Here is a 22,763-nt window from a genome sequence, read left to right as displayed (position 1 = left end):
CTTACGAATTGAGGTGAATTGCGCTGACGAAAGGGTTATTGAACGAAAAATAGTTCTATTCGAGCAGCAGAAACAAGGTTGGCAATGCCGCGTCCAGAAAACCCGATCCAGCTTGCCGTCATTGGTGCCGCCCATGGCACGCGTGGCGAAGTGAGAGTAAAGACCTTTACCGGCGACCCGCTGGCAATTGCCGAATACGGCCTGCTCTATGACGAACAGGGCAAGAGTTACGAGATTCTGGAAGCTCGTCCTGCAAAGACGGTTGTGGTCGTGCGCTTCAAGGGCATCAATGATCGTAATGCCGCCGAAGCGCTGAACGGGACCGAACTTTTCATTGATCGTTCGCAGCTGCCGGACGACGAACTGGACGAAGATGAGTTCTTCCAGACCGACCTGATCGGCTTGCTGGCGGTGGATGCCGAAGGCAAGACCTATGGCGTGGTGAGCGCCCTGTTCGATTTCGGTGGCGGCGACCTCATCGAGCTCAGCGAAAAGGGCAAGCGCCCGATGCTTATTCCTTTCACGGAGGCAGCCGTACCGGAAATCGATCTGGACAAGGGCACGCTGCTGGTCGAGCCCTATGCCGCCGGACTGATCGCCGACGATGAGGATGAACGCCCGCAGAACGAAAAGAAAAAGCCGAAGAAGTCATGACCGACGTTTCAAGGGTCGATGATGAGCCCGGCTTCTTTCATGCATCGGTGCTGACGCTTTATCCGGAAATGTTTCCCGGCCCCCTTGGCACTTCGCTTGCAGGTAAGGCACTCAGCGAGGCCAAATGGCAGCTCGATGCGGTGCAGATTCGCGATTTTGCGGAAGGCAAGCATCGTATGGTCGATGACACGCCATCCGGTGGTGGCGCTGGCATGGTGATGAAGCCGGATGTGATCGCCCGCGCGCTGGATTCGGTTGCCGACGGCCGCCGTCCGACGCTGCTGATGAGCCCGCGCGGAAAGCCGCTAACGCAGAAGCGCGTGCGCGAACTGGCCGACGGACCGGGCGCGATCATTCTTTGTGGTCGTTTCGAGGGTGTGGACGAGCGCGTCATCGAGGCGCGCAATCTCGAGGAAGTATCGATCGGCGATTACATCCTGTCGGGTGGAGAAACCGCGGCAATCGTTTTGCTTGATGCAATCGTGCGGCTTTTGCCGGGCGTGATGGGCAATCGCGAATCCGGAGAGACCGAAAGTTTTGAGACCGGCTTGCTCGAACATCCGCATTATACCCGTCCGCAGGTTTGGGAAGATAGGCCCATTCCCGAAATCCTGACCTCTGGCAATCATGGCGCAATCGATAAATGGCGGCATGAGCAGGCCGAACGGATCACGAAGGAACGGCGTCCCGATCTTTGGGAAGCCTATAGCGAGGGCAAACGCAAATGAACCTGATCCAGCGGCTCGAAAGTCTTTCCCTCGCGCTGCTGGCGCTGGGAGCCTATTGGGTCAGCGGTGCAAGCTGGTGGCTTTTCGCCCTGCTCATTCTGGCGCCCGATCTGTCTTTCTTCGGCTATATGAAGGGGCCGCGCACCGGCGCGGTGGTCTATAATATCGCCCATAGCTGGATCGGCGTTGTGCTTCTCGCAGTTCTGGGCTGGGCGATGAACTGGCAGATCTGCATCGCTATGGCACTGATCTGGGCCGTGCATATCGGCGTCGACCGCGCGCTTGGCTTCGGTCTCAAATATGGAACCGGTTTCAAGGACACGCATCTGGGCCGTATCTGAGGCGATTTTCTTGTCCTGATATTGATTCATTGGCGGCAATGGTGTATTGCCGCGCGAGTTCGGGCTAGTACCGACATTGTAATATCTCGTTCGGGCAAAGCCCGAAACGTCCTAAACCAATAAATGGTGTACCGCTCCTGCCTGAAATTGAGGGCATAGCCGCAGGGCCAAGGATTGCTTGGCGGCAAGTGCAGAGCGCTCTGACTGTTTGAGAAGAATTCAAGAAGGAGAGAGACGATGACCGATATCATTCGTCAGCTTGAAGCCGAACAGGCAGCAAAGATCGAAGAAAAGCGCAAGCTTCCAGATTTCCAGCCGGGCGATACGGTTCGCGTTCAGGTTCGCGTTACCGAAGGTACGCGTACCCGCGTGCAGGCCTATGAAGGCGTCTGCATTGCCCGTTCCGGCGCTGGCCTCAACGAAAACTTCACCGTTCGCAAGATTTCGTACGGCGAAGGCGTAGAGCGCGTATTCCCGGTTTACTCGCCGATCGTCGAAGGCGTTGAACTCGTTCGCCGCGGCAAGGTTCGTCGCGCGAAGCTTTACTACCTGCGTGGCCTTACCGGTAAGGCTGCCCGTATTGCTGAAAAGAAAGACAACCGTACCAAGGCCGAGCGCGAAGCCGACAAGGCTGCCGCTGCCAAGGCCGAAGCCGCCAAGGCTGCTGCTGAATAAGCTTCACAGCAATCTGTTTGAAAAAGGCGGCCTCGGGTCGCCTTTTTTATTTGCCAAATGCGACGGGCTGCGTAACATATTGCATAATTCCGCCCATATCTCGCAAGATTGTTACTGCGACACCCTGTTGCGGTTTCAGTTTCTTGACGAACCGTGATGGCGGGTGCATATGACAGCCAAAGTTAAGAACTATTCAAAGGACCTCTCGCAATGAGCGCGCCGCGTACACTTTACGACAAGATCTGGGACGACCATGTAGTGGATCAGCAGGAAGACGGAACCTGCCTCCTTTATATTGATCGCCATCTTGTGCACGAAGTGACGAGTCCGCAGGCTTTTGAAGGCCTGCGCATGGCTGGCCGCAAGGTGCGTCATCCTGAAAAGACGCTGGCCGTGGTCGATCACAATGTTCCGACCTCGCCAGACCGCATCAACGGTATCAAGAACGAGGAAAGCCGCATTCAGGTCGAGGCTCTGGCCAAGAATGCTGCGGATTTCAACGTTGAATATTATTCCGAGCGTGATCGCCGTCAGGGTGTTGTGCACATCGTCGGACCGGAGCAGGGCTTCACCCTGCCGGGCATGACCATCGTCTGCGGCGATAGCCACACCTCCACGCATGGCGCTTTCGGTTCGCTCGCGCATGGTATCGGCACCTCCGAGGTGGAACACGTTCTGGCTACCCAGACGCTGATCCAGAAGAAAGCCAAGAACATGCTGGTGCGTGTCGAGGGCGAACTGGCTCCCGGCGTCACCGCCAAGGACATCACGCTTGCCATCATCGGCGAAATCGGCACTGCGGGCGGCACCGGTTATGTGATCGAATATGCCGGTAGCGCTATTCGCTCGCTGTCGATGGAAGGCCGCATGACGGTCTGCAACATGTCGATTGAAGGCGGTGCGCGCGCTGGTCTGATCGCGCCGGATGAAACGACCTTTGCCTATGTGCAGGACAAGCCACGCGCGCCGAAGGGCGAAGCGCTGGAACAGGCGATTTCGTACTGGAAGACGCTGCATTCGGATGAGGGTGCACATTTCGACAAGATCGTCGAACTGGATGCCGCTAAGATTTCGCCGGTCGTTTCCTGGGGTTCCTCACCGGAAGACGTGGTCTTCGTCACGGACATCGTGCCGAATCCCGACGATATCAAGGACGAAACCAAGCGTGCATCCAAGTGGCGTGCTCTGGACTATATGGGTCTGAAGCCGGGCACCAAGATGACCGACATCAAGATCGACCGCGTCTTCATCGGTTCCTGCACCAACGGCCGTATCGAGGATCTGCGCGACGCAGCGCGCATGGCCGCTGGCAAGAAGGTTGCGGCTGGCGTCAACGCCATGATCGTGCCGGGCTCGGGTCTCGTGAAGGAACAGGCGGAAGCTGAAGGCCTCGACAAGATCTTCATCGAAGCCGGCTTTGACTGGCGCGAGCCGGGTTGCTCCATGTGTCTGGCCATGAACGACGACCGCCTGAAGCCGGGCGAACGTTGCGCTTCGACCTCGAACCGTAACTTCGAAGGCCGCCAGGGTTTCAAGGGCCGCACCCATCTCGTGTCGCCAGCCATGGCTGCCGCTGCGGCAATTGCTGGACATTTCGTCGACATTCGCGAGTGGAACTGAGGTTTCACACCTGACGAAGCGTTTTTGAAGCGCTTCTGGAAAGATCAAACCGCCGGTTCATCCCGGCGGTTTTTCTTTGGCTGTATATTAGCAGCTTTTTCACGCTTTGATTGTAAGGAGGAATGGGGTGGCTGGCGTCTGGGAGCCTTTGACAGCCAGCACGGGGAAGAGCATCGATGAATGGAGCCGACTTTATCCTCCTGATCAACATGACCGTTTCCGGTCTGTTTGCTTTCGCATTTCTCGGCATTGCCGTTTATGCGCGGGATAATGCGGCCGCGCCTGTCTTCTCCTTCGGCTTTATTTTCGCAATGCTCTATTTCCTGACAGAGCTTGCCATGCCTTCCATTCCCAATCCCCGCCTCGGCTATATGCTCGCCTTTTCGACCTATTACCTGACATTGTCCTGTCTGGTCGTCGGTCTGGCGCGGATGTATGCCCGACCGGTGCCGTGGATTGCGCTCGGTCTGCTGACCATTGCATCTCTCGCCGCGGTCTACAGCATATATGACATTGCCCGCAGCCAGATGATCGGCATGCTGCTTTATCAGGCGCCCTATTTCCTCGTACTCCTTCTGGCAGTGTGGCTGATCCTGCGGGTGGAACGCAACGGTATCGATACCTTGATGGCGATACTGTTTGGTATCAGCGCCGTCCACTTCCTGTTCAAGCCGGTCATCGCCGTGCTGTCGGGAGGCGCGGGTGCTGAACCGGCTGATTATATCGATACGACCTATGCAATGTTCTCGCAGTCAATCGGTGCTGCTCTTTCCGTCGCAGGCGGGCTGCTTCTGCTCTTGAGCCTGATGCGGGAGCTGATCGCCAATATGCTGATCCGCTCGGAAACGGACCAGCTATCGACGTTGCTCAACCGGCGCGGTTTTGAGTTTCGCGCCGAGGCTGCAATTGAAAAGTCGAAACGCATGCGGCAGGCTCTGTCGCTTGTTCTGTGCGACATCGACCACTTCAAGGCAATCAACGATACACATGGTCATGCGCTGGGAGATCGCGTCATCGCCGCTTTCTCCGCCGAATTGCGCAAGGCAGCCAATGCCAAGGGTGGGATTACCGCGCGTATTGGCGGCGAGGAATTCGCGATCATTCTACCGGGCAATACGATCCAGTCCGCATGGAGATTTGCGGACAAGACCCGGCTTGTCTGTCGCGATATCCATATTCCGGGCAGGAACGGCGGGATTGAATTCACCGTGAGCTTCGGTATCGCGGAAATGGAATTCGACGATGTGTTTTCCGATCTCTACAAGCGGGCCGACGGGGCGCTTTATGAAGCGAAGAAGGGAGGGCGCAACTGCGTCCGCAGCGCTCTGCCGATATTGGTGGACGAAAACGTGGTGGAATTCCGCTCAAAGGCCGGGCGTTGAACGAATCCTATTGATAGCCGCAGCCTGCATGGTCGAGGACCGGCGTTTCCCCGCGGTCGATCCCATACATGAAAGAGCGTCCGTGCAGCACGACTGCGCTCTCGCAATTGCTGTTGGGCTTGGCGACGATATAGGCAACCGTGTGATCCCGCGGCGCGGTAATCACCTTCATGCGTTGCGGCGAAGGCAAAACTGGCTTCTGCGCCGCGCCGACCCGGATGATCTTGGCGCCATTATCCGGCATCTGGACGACAAGGTTTCCCGACGCATCGACGGAGCGCATCGCTTCTTCGGCAAGCGCGGGACCGGTCAGCGCAAGGGCGCCGACGACAACCAGACCAAGTATCAGCCGTTTGCAGTTTGCCATCGTTGATCGAGCCTCATCGTGCATGATCCCAAAGAGAATGAGGACTATCTTAACTCTTTCTTTACCTTTGTCATCCGTGCTGGCTAAAATCGAACCGGTCTTCTCGTGCGCCACTGCTTCGCAGGTCGCAGGCGGAAGAGCTGGAAACGCCAAGGAACGTCCAATGACCAAAGATCATGCCGTCGATATTGCGCTCCTCCATCTGCGTGATGCCCATGAATTCGCGCCGCTGCTGGCAAGCTATGCGCAGGCGCTGAAGCGCGGCGCTCCACGCCGCCCCGATGATTTTTATGCCGAACACCTGCTTCAGGATCGCGCCGCTGAAACTCTGGGGGCCAGGGTCGACGGAAATCTGGTCGGCTTCGTGATCTTCTACGATTTGCCCGAACCCGTGACGGGTCTGCGTGCAGGGCAGGTGGACCATATTTATGTGCATCACGATCATCGCGGAAAGGGCATAGCCAAGGCGCTGATCGACGTGCTTGCCGACAAGGCGGAAGAGCGCAGCTGGTCCAAGCTGGTGCTTAATGCGCCGCGCGTGCCGGAAGACGGGCGCAAGCTCTATGAACAGATTGCTACGGCTGCGGACTGGTCGAGCTACGTGATTCGATTCGGCAGTTGATCGATTTCCCAAAAGTTGATGAAATTACACATGTTTTTGCCGATTGTGGTCTTCAATCGTTTGAATGCCGCAATCACGCGAATGTGTCGCCCAGGTGCGACCAATTGTTAGTCTTTTCGTGAAAAAGCTTCTTTGACGTGATGGTAAAAGCGCAGTAGAAAGCGCCACATAGGGCCGTACGCCACGGTCCAGCCATATTTTATTGGGTCGTACCGGCGCGGGATCGTAAAGTCCGGTTCCCTGTGCTTTGGACGACGTCGAACTGGGGTTCGGGAGAACCCGCAACCTGGCTGCTTCGCTGATCTTCGTCAGCGGGGTGTGGCCGGAGAGAAACGTCAGGGAAGCCTACAGAGCCATGACACAACCGACTGTAACGCGCCAGCGTCCTTTGTCGCCGCACCTGTCCATCTACAAGCCGGTCATTACGATGACGATGTCCATCGTCCATCGCATCACGGGCGGCGCACTTTACTTCGGCACCCTGTTGCTGGCAGCCTGGCTGATTTCGGCTGCGGTCAGCGAAGAGTGCTTCAATTTCGTCAACGCATTGTTCTCGTCCTGGATCGGTCGCCTGATCCTGTTCGGCTATACCTGGGCGCTTCTGCACCATCTGGCCGGTGGCGTTCGTCACCTGATCTGGGATACGGGCGCTGGTCTTGAAAAGCACACAGCTTCGAAGATCGCCTGGGCGACCGTCGTTTTCTCCGTCATCGCCACGATCCTCGTCTGGGTCGTTGCCTATTCGGTGCGCTAAGGGGAGCTGGTTTCATGAACGGTATGAACAATGATATGCGCACCCCGCTCGGCAAGGTTCGGGGTCTGGGATCAGCCAAGGAAGGCACCGGTCATTTCTGGTATCAGCGCTTGAGTGCCGCCGCTCTTGTGCCGCTGGTCATGTTTTTCATCGGTCTGGTCATTTCGCTCAATGGCGCAAGCTATGCGGAAGTCCGGGCTGCCCTGTCGCATCCCTTCACGGCAATCGTGATGGCGCTGTTCGTTCTGACTGGCGTTTATCACATGCGCCTGGGTATGCAGGTCATTATCGAAGATTATGTGCATGGCGAAGGCATGAAGGTCGTGCTGGTGATGTTGAACACCTTCTTTACAGCGGTGGTCGGCTTTGCCTGCATTTTTGCGATTCTCAAGCTGAGCTTCGGAGGTTGATAGCCCGATGGCTAGTGCAGTAAACAACGCGGCCGATGCTGCCGTGGCAAGCAAATATACCTATGTCGATCACAAGTTCGACGTGGTGGTGGTCGGAGCTGGCGGCGCGGGCTTACGCGCAACGCTCGGCATGGCCGAGCAAGGCCTGAAGACGGCTTGCATCACCAAGGTTTTCCCGACCCGTTCGCATACGGTCGCAGCGCAGGGTGGCATCGCCGCTTCGCTCAAGAATATGGGCCCGGACAGCTGGCAGTGGCACATGTACGATACCGTCAAGGGATCGGACTGGCTCGGCGACACCGATGCGATGGAATATCTGGCGCGTGAAGCGCCTGCCGCCGTCTACGAACTGGAACACTACGGTGTGCCTTTCTCGCGTACGGAAGAAGGCAAGATCTATCAGCGCCCGTTCGGCGGTCACATGCAGAATTTTGGCGATGGTCCTCCGGTCCAGCGCACCTGTGCTGCTGCCGACCGTACCGGCCACGCGATCCTGCATACGCTCTACGGCCAGTCGCTCAAGAACAACGCGCAGTTCTTCATCGAATATTTCGCGCTCGATCTCATCATGACCGACGGTGTCTGCACCGGCGTCGTGGCGTGGAACCTTGATGACGGCACGATCCATCGCTTCTCGGCCAAGATGGTGGTTCTGGCGACGGGCGGTTATGGCCGTGCCTATTTCTCGGCAACCTCTGCTCATACCTGCACCGGCGATGGTGGCGGCATGGTTGCACGTGCCGGCCTGCCACTGCAGGACATGGAATTCGTACAGTTCCATCCAACTGGCATCTATGGCGCTGGCTGCCTGATTACTGAAGGCGCGCGCGGCGAAGGCGGTTATCTGGTCAATTCCGAAGGCGAGCGCTTCATGGAGCGTTATGCTCCTTCGGCCAAGGATCTTGCCTCGCGTGATGTTGTCTCGCGCTGCATGACCATGGAAATCCGTGCTGGCCGTGGCGTCGGCAAGGCCAAGGATCACATCTTCCTGCATCTTGACCATCTCGATCCGGCTGTTCTGCATGAACGCCTGCCGGGTATTTCGGAATCGGCCAAGATTTTCGCAGGCGTCGATGTGACCAAGGAACCGATCCCGGTTCTCCCGACGGTTCACTACAATATGGGTGGCATTCCGACCAATTACTGGGGCGAAGTGTTGAACCCGACCGAGGCTGATCCAGACCGCGTACAGCCGGGCCTGATGGCTGTCGGCGAAGCGGGCTGCGCTTCGGTGCACGGCGCAAACCGTCTCGGCTCCAACTCGCTGATCGACCTTGTGGTGTTCGGTCGTGCGGCTGCAATCCGCGCCGGGCAGGTCATTGATCGCAAGTCGAAGATTCCGGACCTCGACGTTACCGCCTGCGACAAGATCATGGAGCGCTTCGATCGTCTGCGTTTTGCCAACGGCTCCCAGCCGACCGCAGAACTGCGCGAGAAGATGCAGCGTACCATGCAGGAAGATGCTGCTGTGTTCCGTACGTCGGAATCGCTCAAGCAAGGCGTAGAGCGCATGGAAAAGCTCTGGCATGAACTGCCGGACATCAAGGTTACCGACCGTTCGATGATCTGGAACTCCGATCTCGTCGAAACGCTCGAGCTGGAAAACCTGATGGCGAATGCGCTGACGACGGTTGTTTCCGCCGAAGCGCGCCAGGAAAGCCGCGGTGCCCATGCGCATGAGGATTTCCCGGATCGCAACGATGCCGTGTGGCGCAAGCACACCCTGTCCTGGCTGTCGCCGGATGGCAAGGTCAAGCTTGACTACCGTCCTGTCCACCTCGATCCGTTGACGACGGAAGAGGAAGGCGGCATCAGCCTCGCCAAGATTGCGCCGAAGAAGCGCGTTTACTAATCAAGGGAAAGAGCAATGGTTGAACTCGCACTTCCCAAGAATTCGCGCCCGCAAGAGGGCAAGACCTGGCCGCGCCCCGACGGTGCGAAACGGGTTACCGAATTCCGTATCTATCGCTGGTCGCCGGACGACGACGCCAATCCGAGCATCGACACCTATTATGTCGATCGCGACGATTGCGGTCCGATGGTTCTGGACGGTCTGCTCTATATCAAGAACAAGATCGACCCGACCCTGACGCTGCGCCGTTCGTGCCGTGAAGGCATTTGCGGTTCCTGCGCCATGAATATCGACGGCGCAAACACGCTTGCCTGCACCAAGGGCATGGACGACATCAAGGGTGCCATCAAGGTTTACCCGCTGCCGCATATGCCGGTGGTGAAGGATCTTGTGCCGGACCTCACCAATTTCTACGCCCAGCATCGTTCCATCGAGCCATGGCTCAAGACGGTTTCGCCGGAGCCGCAGAAGGAATGGCTGCAGAGCCATGAGGACCGTCAGAAGCTCGACGGTCTCTACGAGTGCATTCTGTGCGCCTGCTGCTCGACCTCGTGCCCGAGCTACTGGTGGAACGGCGACCGATATCTCGGTCCTGCCGTGCTGCTGCAAGCTTATCGCTGGCTGATCGATAGCCGCGACGAAGCCAAGGGCGAACGCCTCGACAATCTCGAAGACCCGTTCCGGCTCTATCGCTGCCACACGATCATGAATTGTGCGCAGACCTGCCCGAAGGGCTTGAACCCTGCCAAGGCGATTGCCGAAATCAAGAAGATGATGGTCGAGCGCCGCGTGTAATCGCGGCAATCGCTTTTATCCGCGGTCTCTGTCGGCCTGTGGCCTCCACGTCTCTTGTGCCGATATCAAGAAGATGATGGTCGAACGCCGCGTCTAGTAGCGTGACTGATCTGGAATTTGAGAAGGGGGAAGGTGCAAACCTTCCCCTTTTTCTTGATCAGAGCTCTGGTTGCCATCGCAGAAGGCTTGATCTTTGTAGCTGCGCCGATATCTCATTGGAGAATAGATCCATCGGAGACAGGGCAATCATGCTCGATCATATTGGTTTCAACATTTCCAGCATGTCCAAGTCGCGAGCATTCTATGATGCGGCACTCGCCCCCCTTGGCATAAGCCGCGCCATGGAGTTCGGCGACTGGGTAGGGTATGGCCGCAATGGCAAGCCGGAATTCTGGATCGGCAAGCAGAAGGGCGCGAAGCTCGATGGCGTGCTTCATGTGGCTTTTTCGGCTGGAACCCGCTCCGAGGTTGACCGCTTTTATGAAGCGGCAATTGCTGCCGGGGGGGCCGACAACGGCAAACCCGGCTTGCGTGCCGATTACCATCCTGATTACTACGCTGCTTTCGTGACGGACCCGGATGGGCATAATATCGAGGCTGTTTGCCACCTGCCCGAATAGAAAAGCGGGCTTGCGCCCGCTCATCATTTCCGCGTCTTGGAATTTTTCAGACCAGCTTTGCGTCCAGCGTAACTTCAATGGCGCCCAGTGCTTTCGAGAGAGGGCAGGACTGCTTGGCCTTGTTGGCGAGCGCTTCGAAATCCTCGACCGAAATGCCGGGAATAGAGGCATTGAGCGTGAGCGCGCTGCGGCTGATCTCAAAGCCACCGCCAGCTGCGGGGCCGACAGTGACTGCCGCAGTTGCTTCCAGCTTTTCCGGTGGTGTTCCGTGTTCCGTCAGGAGTGCGGAAAGCTGCATGGCAAAGCAGCCTGCGTGAGCAGCACCCAGAAGTTCTTCCGGATTGGTGCCGGAGCGACCGCTTTCGTCCTGAAAACGAGCTTTGAAATCGTAAGGCAGGTCTTTCAGTGCACCGCTTTGCGTGTTGAGGGTGCCTTTGCCTTCCTTCAGCGTGCCTTGCCAGACGGCGGTTGCTTTTCTGTCCATGGGAAGCTCTCCTCTCGGTTGGGATTTCCGCTACCGATATAGGGCGCTTGACCACGGCTTCCAGCAATCAACCAGAACTTGGCGAGAATTCAGATAGCCTGTCCCTTCAGCAAGCGCGGCGTATCGCCTGAAAGACCGGCGGCCTGCTTGATGAAGAAGGATTTCAACGCCGGTACCCGGTCTACGAGCCCCAGACCAATATCGCGGATAGAGCGGATGGCCGGGTTGTCGTTGGAGAAAAGCTTGGTCAGGATGTCCGTCGTCACACCCATCTGCACGGTATCGAAGCGACGCCAGGACTGATAACGCTCCAGAGCGGCAAATGAACCGATGTCGAGGCCGAGGCGATCCGTTTCGACCACGACTTCGGCAATTGCGGCGGCATCCCGGAAGCCAAGATTGAGGCCCTGACCGGCAATGGGATGGATACGGTGCGCCGCATCGCCCACCAGCACGAAACGTGGCTTCACGAATTCACGTGCCAGCGTCAGGCCGAGCGGGAAGGCGCGGCGCGGGCCTTCGACATGCAGGACGCCGAGACGATGCCCGAAGCGCTGTTCCAGTTCAGCCTCGAATACGAAGTCGTCTTCGCGAATGAGGCGTTCGGCATCCGATGTGCGCTCGGTCCAGACCAGTGAGCTGCGATTACCCTTCAACGGAAGGATCGCAAATGGACCGGCTGGAAGAAAATGCTCATCAGCCCGGCCGCCATGCGGCAGTTCATGGGCGACATTGCACACGATGCCGGACTGGCCGTAATCCCAGTTGACGGTCTTGATGCCAGCAAGATCACGCAGGCGGGAGCGCGCACCATCTGCGGCGATCAGCAGGCGCGTTTCAAGCGTATCCCCATTGGAGAGGGTGACGGTTACTCCTTCAGGGAGAGTGTTGAAATTCTCAACACTGGTGGCTTCAAGGAAGACAATTCCGAGCGCTTCGGCCTTATTATGGAGGGCGGTGTTAAGGACACGGTTTTCCACCATATGGGCAAAAGGTTCGCCGGGTTCGACTTCACCTTCGAAAGTGAGAAAAACCGGGCGCACCGGATCGGAAGTGCGCGAATCGGTGATGACCATTTCCGTGATGGGCTGGGCTTCGGGAAGGATTTCCTGCCAGCAGCCGAGCTGGTCAAGCATACGTGATGCAGCCGCGGCAATCGAGGAAGCGCGCGGGTCGTTCTTCCAGGCACCAGCCGGTGCACCGTCGATCACGGTGACAGAAAGATGCGGTGCCGCCGATTTGATCGCAACTGCCGTGACGAGCCCGACATAGCCGCCGCCTGCAATCACCACATCGTTACTGCGTGCTGCTTCCTGCTTCTTCCGGGCGGCCATAGTCATTTCCTTTCGAGAATCTATCTCACGATAGCATTTCCAGCAAAAGTGCGAAGCGGTTTTGCGCCAGGCAAATGCTTAGAAACAAAGAGATAGTGCGGTTCCACGATTCTGGTTTGACTGGAACCGCTCTAGCGGTGTTTTGGCATATATCGTTGTCCAAGAAACCCGATATTTTGCCGCGGTGCATGTCGGAACGCGAACTGCCGAAGCGAGGTATCCGGGCCTCTGCCGATACAGCTTCTCCCGCACGGTTCTTGACAGGTTCCAATGCTCCGGCTCAAACAAGAACCCAAAGCATATATATGGTTGCAGGAGACAGGCTGTCCATGACCGATCAAGAAAAGTCCGCTGAGGCTCAAACTGACGCAATGCGTGAGCTTCTTTCCATCCTCGATCTGGAAACTCTTGAGGTGGATCTGTTCCGCGGCAACAGTCCACAGGTCGGCTGGCAGCGGGTTTTCGGCGGGCAGGTGATCGGGCAGGCGCTGATCGCAGCGCAGCGCACGGTTGAGCCCGAGCGACATGTCCACTCCCTGCATGCCTATTTCGTGCGGCCCGGCGATCCAGCGATCCCGATTGTCTATGAGGTGGACCGCATCCGCGACGGATCGAGCTTCAGCACACGGCGCGTTCTGGCAAAGCAGCATGGCAAGGCCATTTTTTCCCTTTCGGCTTCGTTTCAGGTGGATGAGGGTGGGCTCGATCACCAGCTTCCCATGCCGGAAGGACTACCGATGCCTGAGCAGCTTGTCGGCGATCGCGACATCAAGGAGCAATATCTCCATATGGCGCCGCCCAATGTGCGCAAATACTGGGAGCGGGAGCGACCTATCGAAATCAAGCCTGTCTCGCTGACCCATTATTTCTCGCGCGAGAAGCTTGAGCCTGTCCAGCATGTCTGGGTCAGAGCGCGCGGTATCGTGCCGGATGACCGGGCATTGCAGGCCGCCATTCTCGCCTATCTCTCCGATATGACGCTGCTCGATACGTCCCTGCATCCGCATGGCCGCACCATTTTCGACCGTGATCTGCAGGTTGCAAGCCTCGATCATGCCATGTGGTTTCATCGTCCATGCAGGCTGGATGACTGGTTGCTCTATACGCAGGACACCCCCAGCGCCTCCGGCGCGCGCGGTTTCAACCGGGGTGCGCTTTATACACGCGATGGCGTGCTGATCGCATCGGTCGCGCAGGAAGGGTTGATCCGCGTCCATGACAAAAAGAATTGATTATTTTTTAATCGCACATCAATCAGTCGATTAAAAATAAGGCATTTCGCTGCTGATTAGTAGAATGCTCGTGGTGCAAAAACCGAATCGAATGAATCACTTACGGCGTCATTCGATTCGAAATCGTAGCGGCACCACCTCTTCCATGGCCCGGAATTTCCGCATCCGGCGCACCGAATATCAGAAAATTTGCAGTTAATTTGCCAGCCAGGGCCAACTGGCACGATTTTTGTTTCTCTCTGTTTGAACCGGTCTTTCCAGCGCAGCCGCGTTTGAAGCCGCCCTTCGACGGAGAAATTCGATGCTCATAACAGGAAGAAACAAGCAAACGGCCCTTCTGGCTACCCTGCCTGCGCTCGTCGCCATGGCCGGGACGGCATTGGCACAGGACGCCGCACCGACACCAACCCTCGATACGGGCGATACGGCGTGGATGCTGACTTCAACCGCGCTTGTGTTGATGATGACTATACCGGGTCTCGCTCTGTTCTATGGCGGCATGGTGCGCAAGAAGAACGTGCTCTCCACGGTGATGCAGAGCTTCGCCATTACTTGTCTCATGTCCATTCTGTGGATGGTTGCAGGCTATTCGCTGGCCTTTACCGATGGTGGATCGCTCAACTCTTATATTGGCGGTCTTTCCAAGGCCTTTTTCTCCGGCGTCACGATGGAATCGCTGACGGGAACGATCCCCGAATATGTGTTCATCACCTTCCAGATGACTTTTGCGGTGATCACGCCCGCACTTATCGCCGGTTCGTTTGCCGAACGCATGAAGTTTTCCTCCATGCTTGTCTTCCTGACCCTCTGGCTGTTCATCGTCTATATCCCGGTCGCGCATTGGGTCTGGGGCGGCGGCTTCATGGCGTCGGATGGCGTGCTTGATTTTGCTGGCGGCACGGTCGTCCATATCAATGCCGGTGTGGCCGGTCTGGTTGCGGCTCTCATCATCGGCAAGCGCGATGGTTACGGCCACACCAATATGGCGCCGCACAATCTCGTGCTGTCGGTCATTGGTGCTGCCCTTCTGTGGGTTGGCTGGTTCGGCTTCAATGCCGGGTCCGCTGTCGGTGCCAATGCACTTGCTGGCGTCGCCATGCTCAATACGCAGGTTGCGACTGCTGGTGCGGCTCTGGCCTGGATGTTTGTGGAATGGGCGATTGCAGGCAAGCCGAGCGTGCTCGGTATCATTTCAGGCGCCGTTGCCGGCCTTGTTGCCGTTACGCCTGCCGCCGGTTTCGTCAACCCCATGGGTGCGCTCATCATCGGCATCGTGGCTGGTGCGGTTTGCTATGTGGCGGCCGTAAAGATCAAGCATGCTCTCGGTTATGACGATTCGCTCGATGCGTTCGGCGTCCATGGTGTCGGCGGCTTCGTCGGTGCGGTGCTGACCGGTCTCTTCGCCGATGCGGCGATCAACCCGGCCAGCGAAGGTGCAACCATCGGCAAGCAGTTCTTCGGTGCTGCCATCACGATTGTCTATACGGCGATCGCCACCGCGATCATTCTTTACGTGGTCAAGGCCGTCATGGGCCTGCGCCCCAGCAAACAGGCCGAGATCGAAGGCCTCGACATCGCTTTGCACGGCGAATCCGTTCAATAGAGCGGGATTGTCTCAAGAGGAAAAAGGCGCGGAAAACCGCGCCTTTTTCATTTTGTCGACAGGATTTATCTGTGGCCTGATGCATGGTTAATGAGGAATTAACCATCCCGCGACTAGGATCGGACCGATTCAATGTGCCCGGAGCATTTCCGCTCAGGGGCCAGCAAATATTTTCGGTTCGGGACAGGCTATATGCGGCAAGGATATTCGCCCTCATACCCGCTGCGTGACGAGCGGATTACGGAAGACAGGCTAAAACTGGCCAATCTCTTCCGCAGGCAGTTCTATATCCTGTTCGGATTGGGGCTTCTGGCGCTCACCGGCATGGCGGTCGGCGCATTGGCGACTTGGAATGTTGCCGATCCGAGCTTCAGCCATGCGACCGACAATCCGGTAACGAATGCGCTGGGTTATCCGGGCGCAGTGTTCTCTGACATTGCCATGCAGTTTTTCGGTCTGGCGAGTGTTCCCGCTCTGCTTCCGCTCGCCGTCTGGTCGCTGCTGATGATGACACGCGGCGGCATTGGCCGCGTAGCCAAGCGCAGTTTCGCGTGGCTCGGCGCTGCACTCCTGTTTGCAGCCATCGCCAGTTGCTTCGCCGTGCCGGAAAGCTGGCCGATGCCGATTGGTCTCGGTGGCGTCTTCGGCGACATGATCCTGAAGTTCCCGGGTCTTTTCCTTGGCAGTTTCCCGCAAGGCGCGATCGCTTCAGGCATTGCGCTTATCCTCGCCGTACCGGCCTTCTGGCTCTGCCTTTTCGCCAGCGGTATCATTGGGCGCGGTGTGGGGATCGTCAATCCTGCACAGCCCTCGGGCCGCCGTGGCGCGGAGGAGGATGATTTCGCAGCAGATGACGAGGACGATGAAACATCAGCCGGTGGTGGTTTCCAGCTTATGGGCGCGCTCACCCATCTGGTACTGACCACGACCGCGAACTTCAAGCGCCTGACGGGGCTTGGCCGTCGTCGCCCGCGCGCGGAAGATTTCGACGATATGCGCGTTGTGCGCCGCAACGCCGAAACACGCAATGCGCCGCGCCGCGAACCCGGTTTCGGGGCGCCAGCGGCTGCCGATGACGAACCGCCTTTCGATATGGACGATATGGATGACGATGCGCCGCTCGCCGGTCAGGAATGGCACGATGCGCCGCCGCCGCGTAGCCGAAAGGCTCGCGTGGAACAGGCCGCTCCGTCGCCGAAACCCGGTGCCCGCGCCCAGCGCGAGGCGCAGCCGTCCTTCCTCAAGGACAACGGCGTGTTTGAAATGCCATCGCTGCATTTCCTTGCCGAACCGAAGCTCGTCCAGCGCGATCCCGCGCTTTCCAAGGATGCGCTGGAACAGAACGCCCGTCTGTTGGAAGGTGTGCTGGAAGATTTCGGCGTGCGTGGTGAAATCATCAATGTGAAGCCTGGTCCGGTGGTGACACTTTACGAACTGGAGCCCGCACCGGGAATCAAGTCCTCGCGCGTCATCGGTCTTGCCGACGATATCGCCCGCTCGATGAGCGCGATTGCAGCACGCGTGGCCGTCATTCCCGGCCGTAACGCCATTGGCATCGAACTGCCGAATCCGAAGCGTGAAATGGTTTATTTGCGCGAGATGCTGGCAAGTCGCGACTTCGAACAGTCGAAGGCGAAACTGGCGCTTGCGCTCGGCAAGACCATCAATGGCGAGCCGGTGATCGCCGATATCGCGAAGATGCCGCACGTTCTCGTCGCCGGTACGACCGGTTCGGGTAAGTCGGTGGCGATCAACACAATGATCCTGTCCTTGCTTTATCGCATGACACCGCAGGAATGCCGCCTGATCATGATCGATCCGAAGATGCTGGAACTCTCCGTCTATGACGGCATTCCGCATCTGCTGACGCCTGTCGTAACCGATCCCAAGAAAGCCGTGGTCGCGCTCAAATGGACCGTACGCGAAATGGAAGACCGTTATCGCAAAATGTCGAAGGTCGGCGTTCGCAATATTGACGGCTTCAACCAGCGCGTCGGCCTTGCGCAGAAGAAGGGCGAGCCGATTGCACGTACGGTCCAGACCGGCTTTGATCGCAATACCGGCGAGGCGATTTACGAGACGGAGGAGCTCGATCTGGAGCCGATGCCATATATCGTCGTGATCATCGACGAAATGGCGGATCTGATGATGGTCGCCGGCAAGGATATCGAAGGTGCAGTGCAGCGTCTGGCGCAGATGGCCCGTGCGGCGGGTATCCATGTCATCATGGCGACGCAGCGCCCTTCGGTCGATGTCATCACCGGCACTATCAAGGCGAACTTCCCGACCCGTATTTCCTTCCAGGTGACGTCGAAGATCGACAGCCGCACCATTCTGGGTGAGCAGGGCGCCGAACAGCTTCTCGGCCAGGGTGATATGCTCTTCATGGCTGGCGGCGGTCGCATCCAGCGCGTGCACGGACCATTCGTCGGCGACGACGAGGTGGAACGCATCGTGCAGCATCTGAAGCTGCAGGGTGTGCCGGAATATCTCGATGCCATCACCGAGGATGAAGAAGACGACGAAGGCGGCGGCCCGGCTGGAACCGGCAATCTGGAAGATTCCGACGATCCTTACGATCAGGCCGTGGCCGTGGTGCTGCGTGACAAGAAGGCTTCGACTTCCTACATCCAGCGCCGTCTCGGTATTGGTTATAATCGGGCTGCCTCAATCATCGAACGCATGGAAGAGGAGGGCATTGTCGGTCCGGCCAACCATGCGGGCAAGCGTGAAATTTTGGTTCCCACTGGCGACGATGATTTCTGATGGCCATACTCGCGCCCAACTGGCGGCGTAGTTAAACAGAATGATGAAAAGAGAAAGTTTGTCGATGATGTTCTCCCGTTTCTCCGCCTTCGCGAAAGCTGGTCGCCTTGCCGCCGTGCTGGGAATGGGAGCGCTTGGGCTTGGCATGACGTCGCTGGTTCTCGCTCCCGTCGCCGCGATGGCGCAGGGGGCAGGCGGCGGTGCGGCGGCACAGCAGATCGCCGATCATTTTTCATCGGTGCGTACAATGACCGGCGAGTTCGTACAGTTCGGCCCGAAGGGCGAACAGACGGGCGGCACTTTCTATATCGAGCGTCCGGGCAAGATTCGCTTCAACTACAATAATTCTCCAATCCGGGTGATTTCGGATGGCGAATCGGTCGTCATCAACAATCGCAAGCTTGATACCTGGGATCTCTATCCGCTTTCGAAGACGCCCTTGAAGCTTCTGCTGGCAGATCGGATTGATCTGGGTGGTGGCCGTCTTCAGAATGTGAAGCAGGAGCCGGACATGACCACGCTGGTCCTGGGCGACAAGTCGATCTTTGGCGATTCGAAAATCACCATGATGTTCGACCCTAAATCCTACGAGCTGAAGCAGTGGACCATCACCGATGCCCAGAAGCTTGATACCACTGTCATGATCTTCAACGTGCGCAGCGGCGTGCGTTTCACCGACGATATGTTCAAGATCGACTATCAGCGCATCGCAATGAAGCGCAAAGGTCAGTAATCGTCAGTTTGTGATAGGCAAGCCGTTTGCATTTGCCGGATAAATGATTAGGTTCGCAGCATCTTTTTCGTTGCTGCGAGTCCTATCTTCATGGCCTTTTCCGTTGCTACCTGGAACATCAATTCCGTTCGTCTGCGTATGCCGCTGGTCGAACAGTTTCTGCGCGATTATCAGCCGGATGTTCTGTGCCTTCAGGAAACGAAGTGCCCCGATAATCTGTTTCCGTCGAAAGGGTTCCGGGCTCTTGGCTATGAGCACATCGCGATCAGCGGTCAGAAGGGCTACCACGGCGTTGCTACGATATCGCGGCGTCCTCTGACGGGCGTGGAAAAGATCGGTTTCTGCGACATGGGCGATTGCCGCCATTTGAGCGCTGTCGTCGAGGCGGGCGGTAAGAAGCTCCGTATTCATAACTTTTACGTTCCTGCGGGCGGTGATCAGCCGGACCCGGTAATCAATCCGAAATTCGCGCATAAGCTCGCTTTTCTCGAAGAAATGCGCGCTATCGTCGCCGACCGGAAAGACGGACATTCTTCCGTTCTCGTTGGTGATCTCAACATTGCTCCGCTCGAAAACGATGTCTGGTCGCACAAGCAGTTGCTCAAGATCGTCAGCCATACGCCGATCGAAACCGAAACGCTGGAAGATTTGCGTGTGAAGGGTGGCTGGAGCGACCTGATGCGACAGCTTATTCCGGCGGACCAGAAAATCTTCACCTGGTGGAGCTATCGCGCCAAGGATTGGGCCGAATCGGATCGTGGCCGCAGGCTGGATCACGTCTGGGGTTCTGCCGATCTTGAAGGGTATATGCAGGGTCTGCAAATCCTTCGCGATGCGCGCGGTTGGGACCGCCCATCGGACCATGTGCCAGTCATTGCGACATTCGATCTGGATTGATCGGATCGTAAGGCCTATATAAGAGCCGGTTTAGAAGAGGAGAGAAGAACGATGGATCGGATTGCACTGTTTCAAATGACCAGTGTTTTCAACGTTTCCATGGTTCGCGATGTCTGCTCTTCTTACACTTCAGGATGTTTCCTGCGTTACGGCTGATGGCCGTACTCTCTTCGAATCCATTAATTTCAGCATAGCCGCAGGCCGTATCGGTCTGGTCGGACGCAATGGCGTCGGGAAATCGACGCTGCTGCACGTGATGAATGGCGCACTGCTTCCGACAAGCGGAAATGTGACGGTGAACGGAACCATCGGTGTTTTGCGGCAGAACGTCGGCGGCGATGATTCCGAGACGCTGGCTGATCTTTTCGATGCGCGCACAGATTTCGATATACTGGCACGTGTCGAACAGGGCTTGGCCAGTGACAGCGATCTTAGTGAGGCCGACTGGCTTCTGCCGCAGCGCTTTACCGACGCGCTGCAGCGGCTTGGATTGCCTGATATGGCTTCCGAGATACTCCTGTCGACCTTGAGTGGAGGTCAGCAGACGCGCGCGGCGCTTGCAGCCCTCATATTTCGCAAGCCTGATCTCATTCTCTTGGACGAGCCGACCAATAATCTTGATCGTGCCGGTCGTTTGGCAGTTGTCGGTTTGCTGACCGCCTGGCGCGGTGCAGCCGTGGTGGTCAGCCATGACCGCGAACTGTTGCAGTCCATGGATGCGATAGCAGAATTATCTCCGGACGGGCTTCGGCTCTATGGCGGCAACTGGGACTTCTATCACGCAAAAAAGACCGAAGAGCGCGCGACGGCGGTGCGCGATCTCGTAACGGCACGGCGTGAAGTCAAGCAGGTGGAGCGCAAGGCACAGGCTGCAGCCGAAAGACAGGCGCGCAGCGATGCGCGCGGTCGCAAATCACGCGCCGATGCAGGAATGAGCAAAATGCTGCTCGATGCCCGGGAGGACCGTGCGCAGCAATCGAAAGGCCGGGGCGATGCACTGGCGGAACGCCAGTCTAGCCGGGCCAACGAGCAGTTGCAGGAGGCGGAAGCAAAAGTCGAGCGAGTAAGGCCGATGCATTTCAATGTGGCTGGTGCGGTTCCGCCTTCCGGTCGCGTCATGCTCGATATGCGAAGTGTCTCGGGCGGACCGCAAGCCGACTACCCGGTGATCCGCGACCTGTCATTGAAGATCGTGGGAGCCGAGCGTGTGGTTGTCGCAGGGCCGAATGGCGCAGGCAAGACCAGCCTGTTGCGGCTGATTACGGGGGAGCTTCAACCTTTGGCCGGAACCGTCATGCGCCCGGAGCGCATGGTGATGTTTGACCAGCAGATGAGCCTGATGGATCGCGGCCAGACCCTTTATGAAAACTATCGGCGTCTCAATCCGGGGTCGAACGACAATGATGCCCGTGCAGCACTGGCGCGTTTTTCGTTTCGCGGCGAGGGGGCTTCTCGGCTTGCCAACAGTCTCAGTGGAGGCGAATTGTTGCGGGCGGCACTTGCCTGCGTTCTGGGTGGAACAGAGCTTCCCGAACTTCTGATCCTTGATGAACCGACCAATCATCTCGATCTCGATTCCATCGAGGCACTGGAAACCGCTCTCAATGCCTATGAGGGAGCATTGATCATCGTGAGCCACGATCAGGCTTTTCTCAATGCCATCGGAATGGAAAGGGTGATTGAACTCTGAAAAGGGTCAATCGCTATTCAGGCGGGGTGCGACCTTTTCGATTTCGCCGATCAGTTCCAGCAGATTGCGACTGACATGCGCATGGAGTGCCGCCGCCACTTCGGGATATTCTTCCAGAATGCGACGGAAGATTGCGCGGCTGATGCGGATAACCTCGGTTTCCGCTTCGGCGACTGCACCGGTAAGACGCGAGGTCTGCGCGATCAACGCCATTTCGCCAATCATGGCGCCAGGGCCGACGGGGCGGATCGCAATCCGCCCTTCGTCTTGTTCATGAAACAGGGTGATATTGCCCGATACGACGATATAGGCGCAGTCGGCACTTTGCCCTTCACGGAAAAGCTCACGTCCGGCCCTGAGAACGAGACGTTCCGCACCGAAGGCAAGCAACCGCAACTGTTCGGGCGTAAAAGACTCGAACAGGCCTACCGTGCCGAGAATGCGAATATCGTCATCAAGCGCCATGGGTCGTCAATACACCTGCATCGGGCGCTGTCCATCATGGGACAAGCTTGTATCCCCCGCTTTCTGTGACCAGAAGCGCCGCATTGGACGGATCTTTTTCGATTTTCTGGCGCAGACGATAGACGTGGGTTTCCAGCGTATGCGTGGTCACACCTGAATTATAACCCCATACTTCTTCAAGAAGCACATCGCGGCCGATAACCTTGTCGCCGGCGCGATAGAGATACTTGATGATCGCCGCTTCCTTTTCGGTGAGGCGAATCTTGCTGCCCTTCTCGTCGATGAGGAGTTTCTGGCCGGGCTTGAACGTATAAGGGCCGACGATGAAGGTCGCGTCCTCGCTCTGCTCGTGCTGACGCAGCTGCGCGCGCACGCGCGCCAGAAGCACTGCGAATTTGAACGGCTTGGTGACATAATCATTGGCGCCCGATTCGAGGCCGAGAATCGTATCCGATTCCGTATCGTGGCCGGTGAGCATGATGATCGGTGCCTTGAAACCACCCTTGCGCAGCAATTTTACGGCTTCACGTCCATCCATATCCGGCAGGCCGACATCCATGATCAGGAGGTCTACAATGCCGTTTCGTGCAGTCTGGATGCCCTTGGTGGCATTGTCTTCCTGCAAAATCTGGAATTCTTCGCACAGCTCCAGCTGTTCGACGAGGATAGAACGGAGATCTTCGTCATCGTCCACAATCAGTATCGTACGGCCTGTCATGCCTGTCCTCGTTACTCTTTG

Annotated in this window: 23 protein-coding genes; 18 read left to right on the top strand and 5 right to left on the bottom strand. The window is 57.5% G+C overall.

Translation table 11 applies throughout. The features are described from left to right. Window positions 1–84 precede the first annotated feature (84 nt). The 6 genes from rimM (at window position 85) to ABDF71_RS00440 (ending at window position 5,400) form a co-directional block, all read left to right on the top strand. Complete coding sequence (rimM, locus tag ABDF71_RS00465; RefSeq protein ID WP_151616157.1) at window positions 85–654, top strand: ribosome maturation factor RimM; 570 nt, start codon at window positions 85–87, stop codon at window positions 652–654. Next, window positions 651–1,382 (top strand): tRNA (guanosine(37)-N1)-methyltransferase TrmD, encoded by a 732-nt coding sequence (gene trmD / locus ABDF71_RS00460; protein ID WP_029929674.1) that lies wholly within the window; start codon window positions 651–653, stop codon window positions 1,380–1,382. The genes rimM and trmD overlap by 4 nt, the downstream gene beginning before the upstream one ends. Continuing rightward, on the top strand, window positions 1,379–1,723 hold the full coding sequence (locus ABDF71_RS00455) for a DUF4260 domain-containing protein (RefSeq protein WP_012091140.1): 345 nt from the start codon (window positions 1,379–1,381) through the stop codon (window positions 1,721–1,723). The genes trmD and ABDF71_RS00455 overlap by 4 nt, the downstream gene beginning before the upstream one ends. 237 nt (window positions 1,724–1,960) lie before the next feature. Continuing rightward, window positions 1,961–2,398, top strand: coding sequence for a 50S ribosomal protein L19 (rplS, locus tag ABDF71_RS00450; protein ID WP_006467977.1), 438 nt, complete (start codon window positions 1,961–1,963; stop codon window positions 2,396–2,398). A 210-nt stretch (window positions 2,399–2,608) separates the two neighbouring features. After that, window positions 2,609–4,018, top strand: coding sequence for a 3-isopropylmalate dehydratase large subunit (gene leuC, locus ABDF71_RS00445; RefSeq protein ID WP_029929676.1), 1,410 nt, complete (start codon window positions 2,609–2,611; stop codon window positions 4,016–4,018). 176 nt (window positions 4,019–4,194) lie between these two features. Beyond that, the gene (locus ABDF71_RS00440; protein WP_500060781.1) at window positions 4,195–5,400 is read left to right on the top strand and encodes a GGDEF domain-containing protein; all 1,206 of its coding nucleotides are present in this window, start codon (window positions 4,195–4,197) and stop codon (window positions 5,398–5,400) included. Between the two features lie 7 nt (window positions 5,401–5,407). On the opposite strand, the gene ABDF71_RS00435 is transcribed toward ABDF71_RS00440, so the two are convergent. Continuing rightward, window positions 5,408–5,767 (bottom strand): hypothetical protein, encoded by a 360-nt coding sequence (locus tag ABDF71_RS00435; RefSeq protein ID WP_151616159.1) that lies wholly within the window; start codon window positions 5,765–5,767, stop codon window positions 5,408–5,410. Window positions 5,768–5,930: 163 nt separating this feature from the next. On the opposite strand from ABDF71_RS00435, the gene ABDF71_RS00430 reads away from it, so the two are divergent. From ABDF71_RS00430 to ABDF71_RS00405, 6 genes are all read left to right on the top strand, one after another. Then, entirely contained in the window at window positions 5,931–6,389 is a 459-nt protein-coding gene (locus ABDF71_RS00430; protein ID WP_010657576.1) for a GNAT family N-acetyltransferase, read from the top strand. A gap of 355 nt (window positions 6,390–6,744) precedes the next feature. Continuing rightward, the gene (sdhC, locus tag ABDF71_RS00425; RefSeq protein WP_010657575.1) at window positions 6,745–7,143 is read left to right on the top strand and encodes a succinate dehydrogenase, cytochrome b556 subunit; all 399 of its coding nucleotides are present in this window, start codon (window positions 6,745–6,747) and stop codon (window positions 7,141–7,143) included. A gap of 14 nt (window positions 7,144–7,157) precedes the next feature. Further along, window positions 7,158–7,553, top strand: coding sequence for a succinate dehydrogenase, hydrophobic membrane anchor protein (gene sdhD / locus ABDF71_RS00420; RefSeq protein ID WP_010657574.1), 396 nt, complete (start codon window positions 7,158–7,160; stop codon window positions 7,551–7,553). Window positions 7,554–7,560: 7 nt separating this feature from the next. Continuing rightward, window positions 7,561–9,405, top strand: coding sequence for a succinate dehydrogenase flavoprotein subunit (gene sdhA / locus ABDF71_RS00415; protein ID WP_012091143.1), 1,845 nt, complete (start codon window positions 7,561–7,563; stop codon window positions 9,403–9,405). Window positions 9,406–9,420: 15 nt separating this feature from the next. Further along, window positions 9,421–10,200, top strand: a complete 780-nt coding sequence (locus ABDF71_RS00410; RefSeq protein ID WP_010657572.1) for a succinate dehydrogenase iron-sulfur subunit — start codon at window positions 9,421–9,423, stop codon at window positions 10,198–10,200. Between the two features lie 248 nt (window positions 10,201–10,448). Next, a complete protein-coding gene (locus ABDF71_RS00405; RefSeq protein ID WP_010657571.1) occupies window positions 10,449–10,820 on the top strand; it encodes a VOC family protein in 372 nt (123 codons plus the stop codon). Window positions 10,821–10,866: 46 nt separating this feature from the next. Here the strand turns inward: ABDF71_RS00405 and ABDF71_RS00400 are convergent, their stop codons facing one another. Next, window positions 10,867–11,304 (bottom strand): OsmC family protein, encoded by a 438-nt coding sequence (locus ABDF71_RS00400; protein WP_010657570.1) that lies wholly within the window; start codon window positions 11,302–11,304, stop codon window positions 10,867–10,869. An 89-nt stretch (window positions 11,305–11,393) separates the two neighbouring features. Beyond that, complete coding sequence (locus ABDF71_RS00395) at window positions 11,394–12,638, bottom strand: ubiquinone biosynthesis hydroxylase (protein WP_151616160.1); 1,245 nt, start codon at window positions 12,636–12,638, stop codon at window positions 11,394–11,396. Window positions 12,639–12,967: 329 nt separating this feature from the next. Between ABDF71_RS00395 and tesB the strand changes: the two genes are divergently transcribed. The 6 genes from tesB (at window position 12,968) to ABDF71_RS00365 (ending at window position 21,559) form a co-directional block, all read left to right on the top strand. Next, a complete protein-coding gene (gene tesB / locus ABDF71_RS00390; protein WP_010657568.1) occupies window positions 12,968–13,870 on the top strand; it encodes an acyl-CoA thioesterase II in 903 nt (300 codons plus the stop codon). A 301-nt stretch (window positions 13,871–14,171) separates the two neighbouring features. After that, the gene (locus ABDF71_RS00385) at window positions 14,172–15,473 is read left to right on the top strand and encodes an ammonium transporter (protein WP_010657567.1); all 1,302 of its coding nucleotides are present in this window, start codon (window positions 14,172–14,174) and stop codon (window positions 15,471–15,473) included. 192 nt (window positions 15,474–15,665) lie between these two features. Beyond that, window positions 15,666–18,239, top strand: coding sequence for a DNA translocase FtsK (locus ABDF71_RS00380; RefSeq protein WP_151663726.1), 2,574 nt, complete (start codon window positions 15,666–15,668; stop codon window positions 18,237–18,239). A 64-nt stretch (window positions 18,240–18,303) separates the two neighbouring features. After that, a complete protein-coding gene (locus tag ABDF71_RS00375; protein WP_029375810.1) occupies window positions 18,304–18,972 on the top strand; it encodes an outer membrane lipoprotein carrier protein LolA in 669 nt (222 codons plus the stop codon). 90 nt (window positions 18,973–19,062) lie between these two features. After that, entirely contained in the window at window positions 19,063–19,869 is an 807-nt protein-coding gene (locus ABDF71_RS00370; protein WP_500060774.1) for an exodeoxyribonuclease III, read from the top strand. Between the two features lie 109 nt (window positions 19,870–19,978). Then, window positions 19,979–21,559 (top strand): ABC-F family ATP-binding cassette domain-containing protein, encoded by a 1,581-nt coding sequence (locus tag ABDF71_RS00365; RefSeq protein ID WP_151663727.1) that lies wholly within the window; start codon window positions 19,979–19,981, stop codon window positions 21,557–21,559. A 6-nt stretch (window positions 21,560–21,565) separates the two neighbouring features. Here the strand turns inward: ABDF71_RS00365 and ABDF71_RS00360 are convergent, their stop codons facing one another. Both ABDF71_RS00360 and optR read right to left on the bottom strand, forming a co-directional pair. Next, window positions 21,566–22,024 (bottom strand): cyclic nucleotide-binding domain-containing protein, encoded by a 459-nt coding sequence (locus ABDF71_RS00360; protein ID WP_071632642.1) that lies wholly within the window; start codon window positions 22,022–22,024, stop codon window positions 21,566–21,568. Between the two features lie 34 nt (window positions 22,025–22,058). Continuing rightward, entirely contained in the window at window positions 22,059–22,742 is a 684-nt protein-coding gene (optR, locus tag ABDF71_RS00355) for a response regulator OptR (RefSeq protein ID WP_006467959.1), read from the bottom strand. Between the last annotated feature and the right edge of the window lie 21 nt (window positions 22,743–22,763).

It is taken from the genome of Ochrobactrum sp. WV_118_8 (genome assembly GCF_039631535.1).
In the GTDB taxonomy this organism is placed as follows: domain Bacteria; phylum Pseudomonadota; class Alphaproteobacteria; order Rhizobiales; family Rhizobiaceae; genus Brucella; species Brucella anthropi.
The sequence above is the reverse complement of the archived record's forward strand: the minus strand, read 5'-3'. Positions and strand labels throughout refer to the sequence as shown.

What these genes read in the sequence shown, in the direction of transcription:
- rimM (WP_151616157.1), top strand. Translation starts at nt 85, where the DNA reads ATGCCGCGTCCAGAAAACCCGATCCAGCTTGCCGTCATTGGTGCCGCC.
- trmD (WP_029929674.1), top strand. Translation starts at nt 651, where the DNA reads ATGACCGACGTTTCAAGGGTCGATGATGAGCCCGGCTTCTTTCATGCA.
- ABDF71_RS00455 (WP_012091140.1), top strand. Translation starts at nt 1,379, where the DNA reads ATGAACCTGATCCAGCGGCTCGAAAGTCTTTCCCTCGCGCTGCTGGCG.
- rplS (WP_006467977.1), top strand. Translation starts at nt 1,961, where the DNA reads ATGACCGATATCATTCGTCAGCTTGAAGCCGAACAGGCAGCAAAGATC.
- leuC (WP_029929676.1), top strand. Translation starts at nt 2,609, where the DNA reads ATGAGCGCGCCGCGTACACTTTACGACAAGATCTGGGACGACCATGTA.
- ABDF71_RS00440 (WP_500060781.1), top strand. Translation starts at nt 4,195, where the DNA reads ATGAATGGAGCCGACTTTATCCTCCTGATCAACATGACCGTTTCCGGT.
- ABDF71_RS00435 (WP_151616159.1), bottom strand. Translation starts at nt 5,767, where the DNA reads ATGGCAAACTGCAAACGGCTGATACTTGGTCTGGTTGTCGTCGGCGCC.
- ABDF71_RS00430 (WP_010657576.1), top strand. Translation starts at nt 5,931, where the DNA reads ATGACCAAAGATCATGCCGTCGATATTGCGCTCCTCCATCTGCGTGAT.
- sdhC (WP_010657575.1), top strand. Translation starts at nt 6,745, where the DNA reads ATGACACAACCGACTGTAACGCGCCAGCGTCCTTTGTCGCCGCACCTG.
- sdhD (WP_010657574.1), top strand. Translation starts at nt 7,158, where the DNA reads ATGAACGGTATGAACAATGATATGCGCACCCCGCTCGGCAAGGTTCGG.
- sdhA (WP_012091143.1), top strand. Translation starts at nt 7,561, where the DNA reads ATGGCTAGTGCAGTAAACAACGCGGCCGATGCTGCCGTGGCAAGCAAA.
- ABDF71_RS00410 (WP_010657572.1), top strand. Translation starts at nt 9,421, where the DNA reads ATGGTTGAACTCGCACTTCCCAAGAATTCGCGCCCGCAAGAGGGCAAG.
- ABDF71_RS00405 (WP_010657571.1), top strand. Translation starts at nt 10,449, where the DNA reads ATGCTCGATCATATTGGTTTCAACATTTCCAGCATGTCCAAGTCGCGA.
- ABDF71_RS00400 (WP_010657570.1), bottom strand. Translation starts at nt 11,304, where the DNA reads ATGGACAGAAAAGCAACCGCCGTCTGGCAAGGCACGCTGAAGGAAGGC.
- ABDF71_RS00395 (WP_151616160.1), bottom strand. Translation starts at nt 12,638, where the DNA reads ATGGCCGCCCGGAAGAAGCAGGAAGCAGCACGCAGTAACGATGTGGTG.
- tesB (WP_010657568.1), top strand. Translation starts at nt 12,968, where the DNA reads ATGACCGATCAAGAAAAGTCCGCTGAGGCTCAAACTGACGCAATGCGT.
- ABDF71_RS00385 (WP_010657567.1), top strand. Translation starts at nt 14,172, where the DNA reads ATGCTCATAACAGGAAGAAACAAGCAAACGGCCCTTCTGGCTACCCTG.
- ABDF71_RS00380 (WP_151663726.1), top strand. Translation starts at nt 15,666, where the DNA reads ATGCGGCAAGGATATTCGCCCTCATACCCGCTGCGTGACGAGCGGATT.
- ABDF71_RS00375 (WP_029375810.1), top strand. Translation starts at nt 18,304, where the DNA reads ATGATGTTCTCCCGTTTCTCCGCCTTCGCGAAAGCTGGTCGCCTTGCC.
- ABDF71_RS00370 (WP_500060774.1), top strand. Translation starts at nt 19,063, where the DNA reads ATGGCCTTTTCCGTTGCTACCTGGAACATCAATTCCGTTCGTCTGCGT.
- ABDF71_RS00365 (WP_151663727.1), top strand. Translation starts at nt 19,979, where the DNA reads ATGTCTGCTCTTCTTACACTTCAGGATGTTTCCTGCGTTACGGCTGAT.
- ABDF71_RS00360 (WP_071632642.1), bottom strand. Translation starts at nt 22,024, where the DNA reads ATGGCGCTTGATGACGATATTCGCATTCTCGGCACGGTAGGCCTGTTC.
- optR (WP_006467959.1), bottom strand. Translation starts at nt 22,742, where the DNA reads ATGACAGGCCGTACGATACTGATTGTGGACGATGACGAAGATCTCCGT.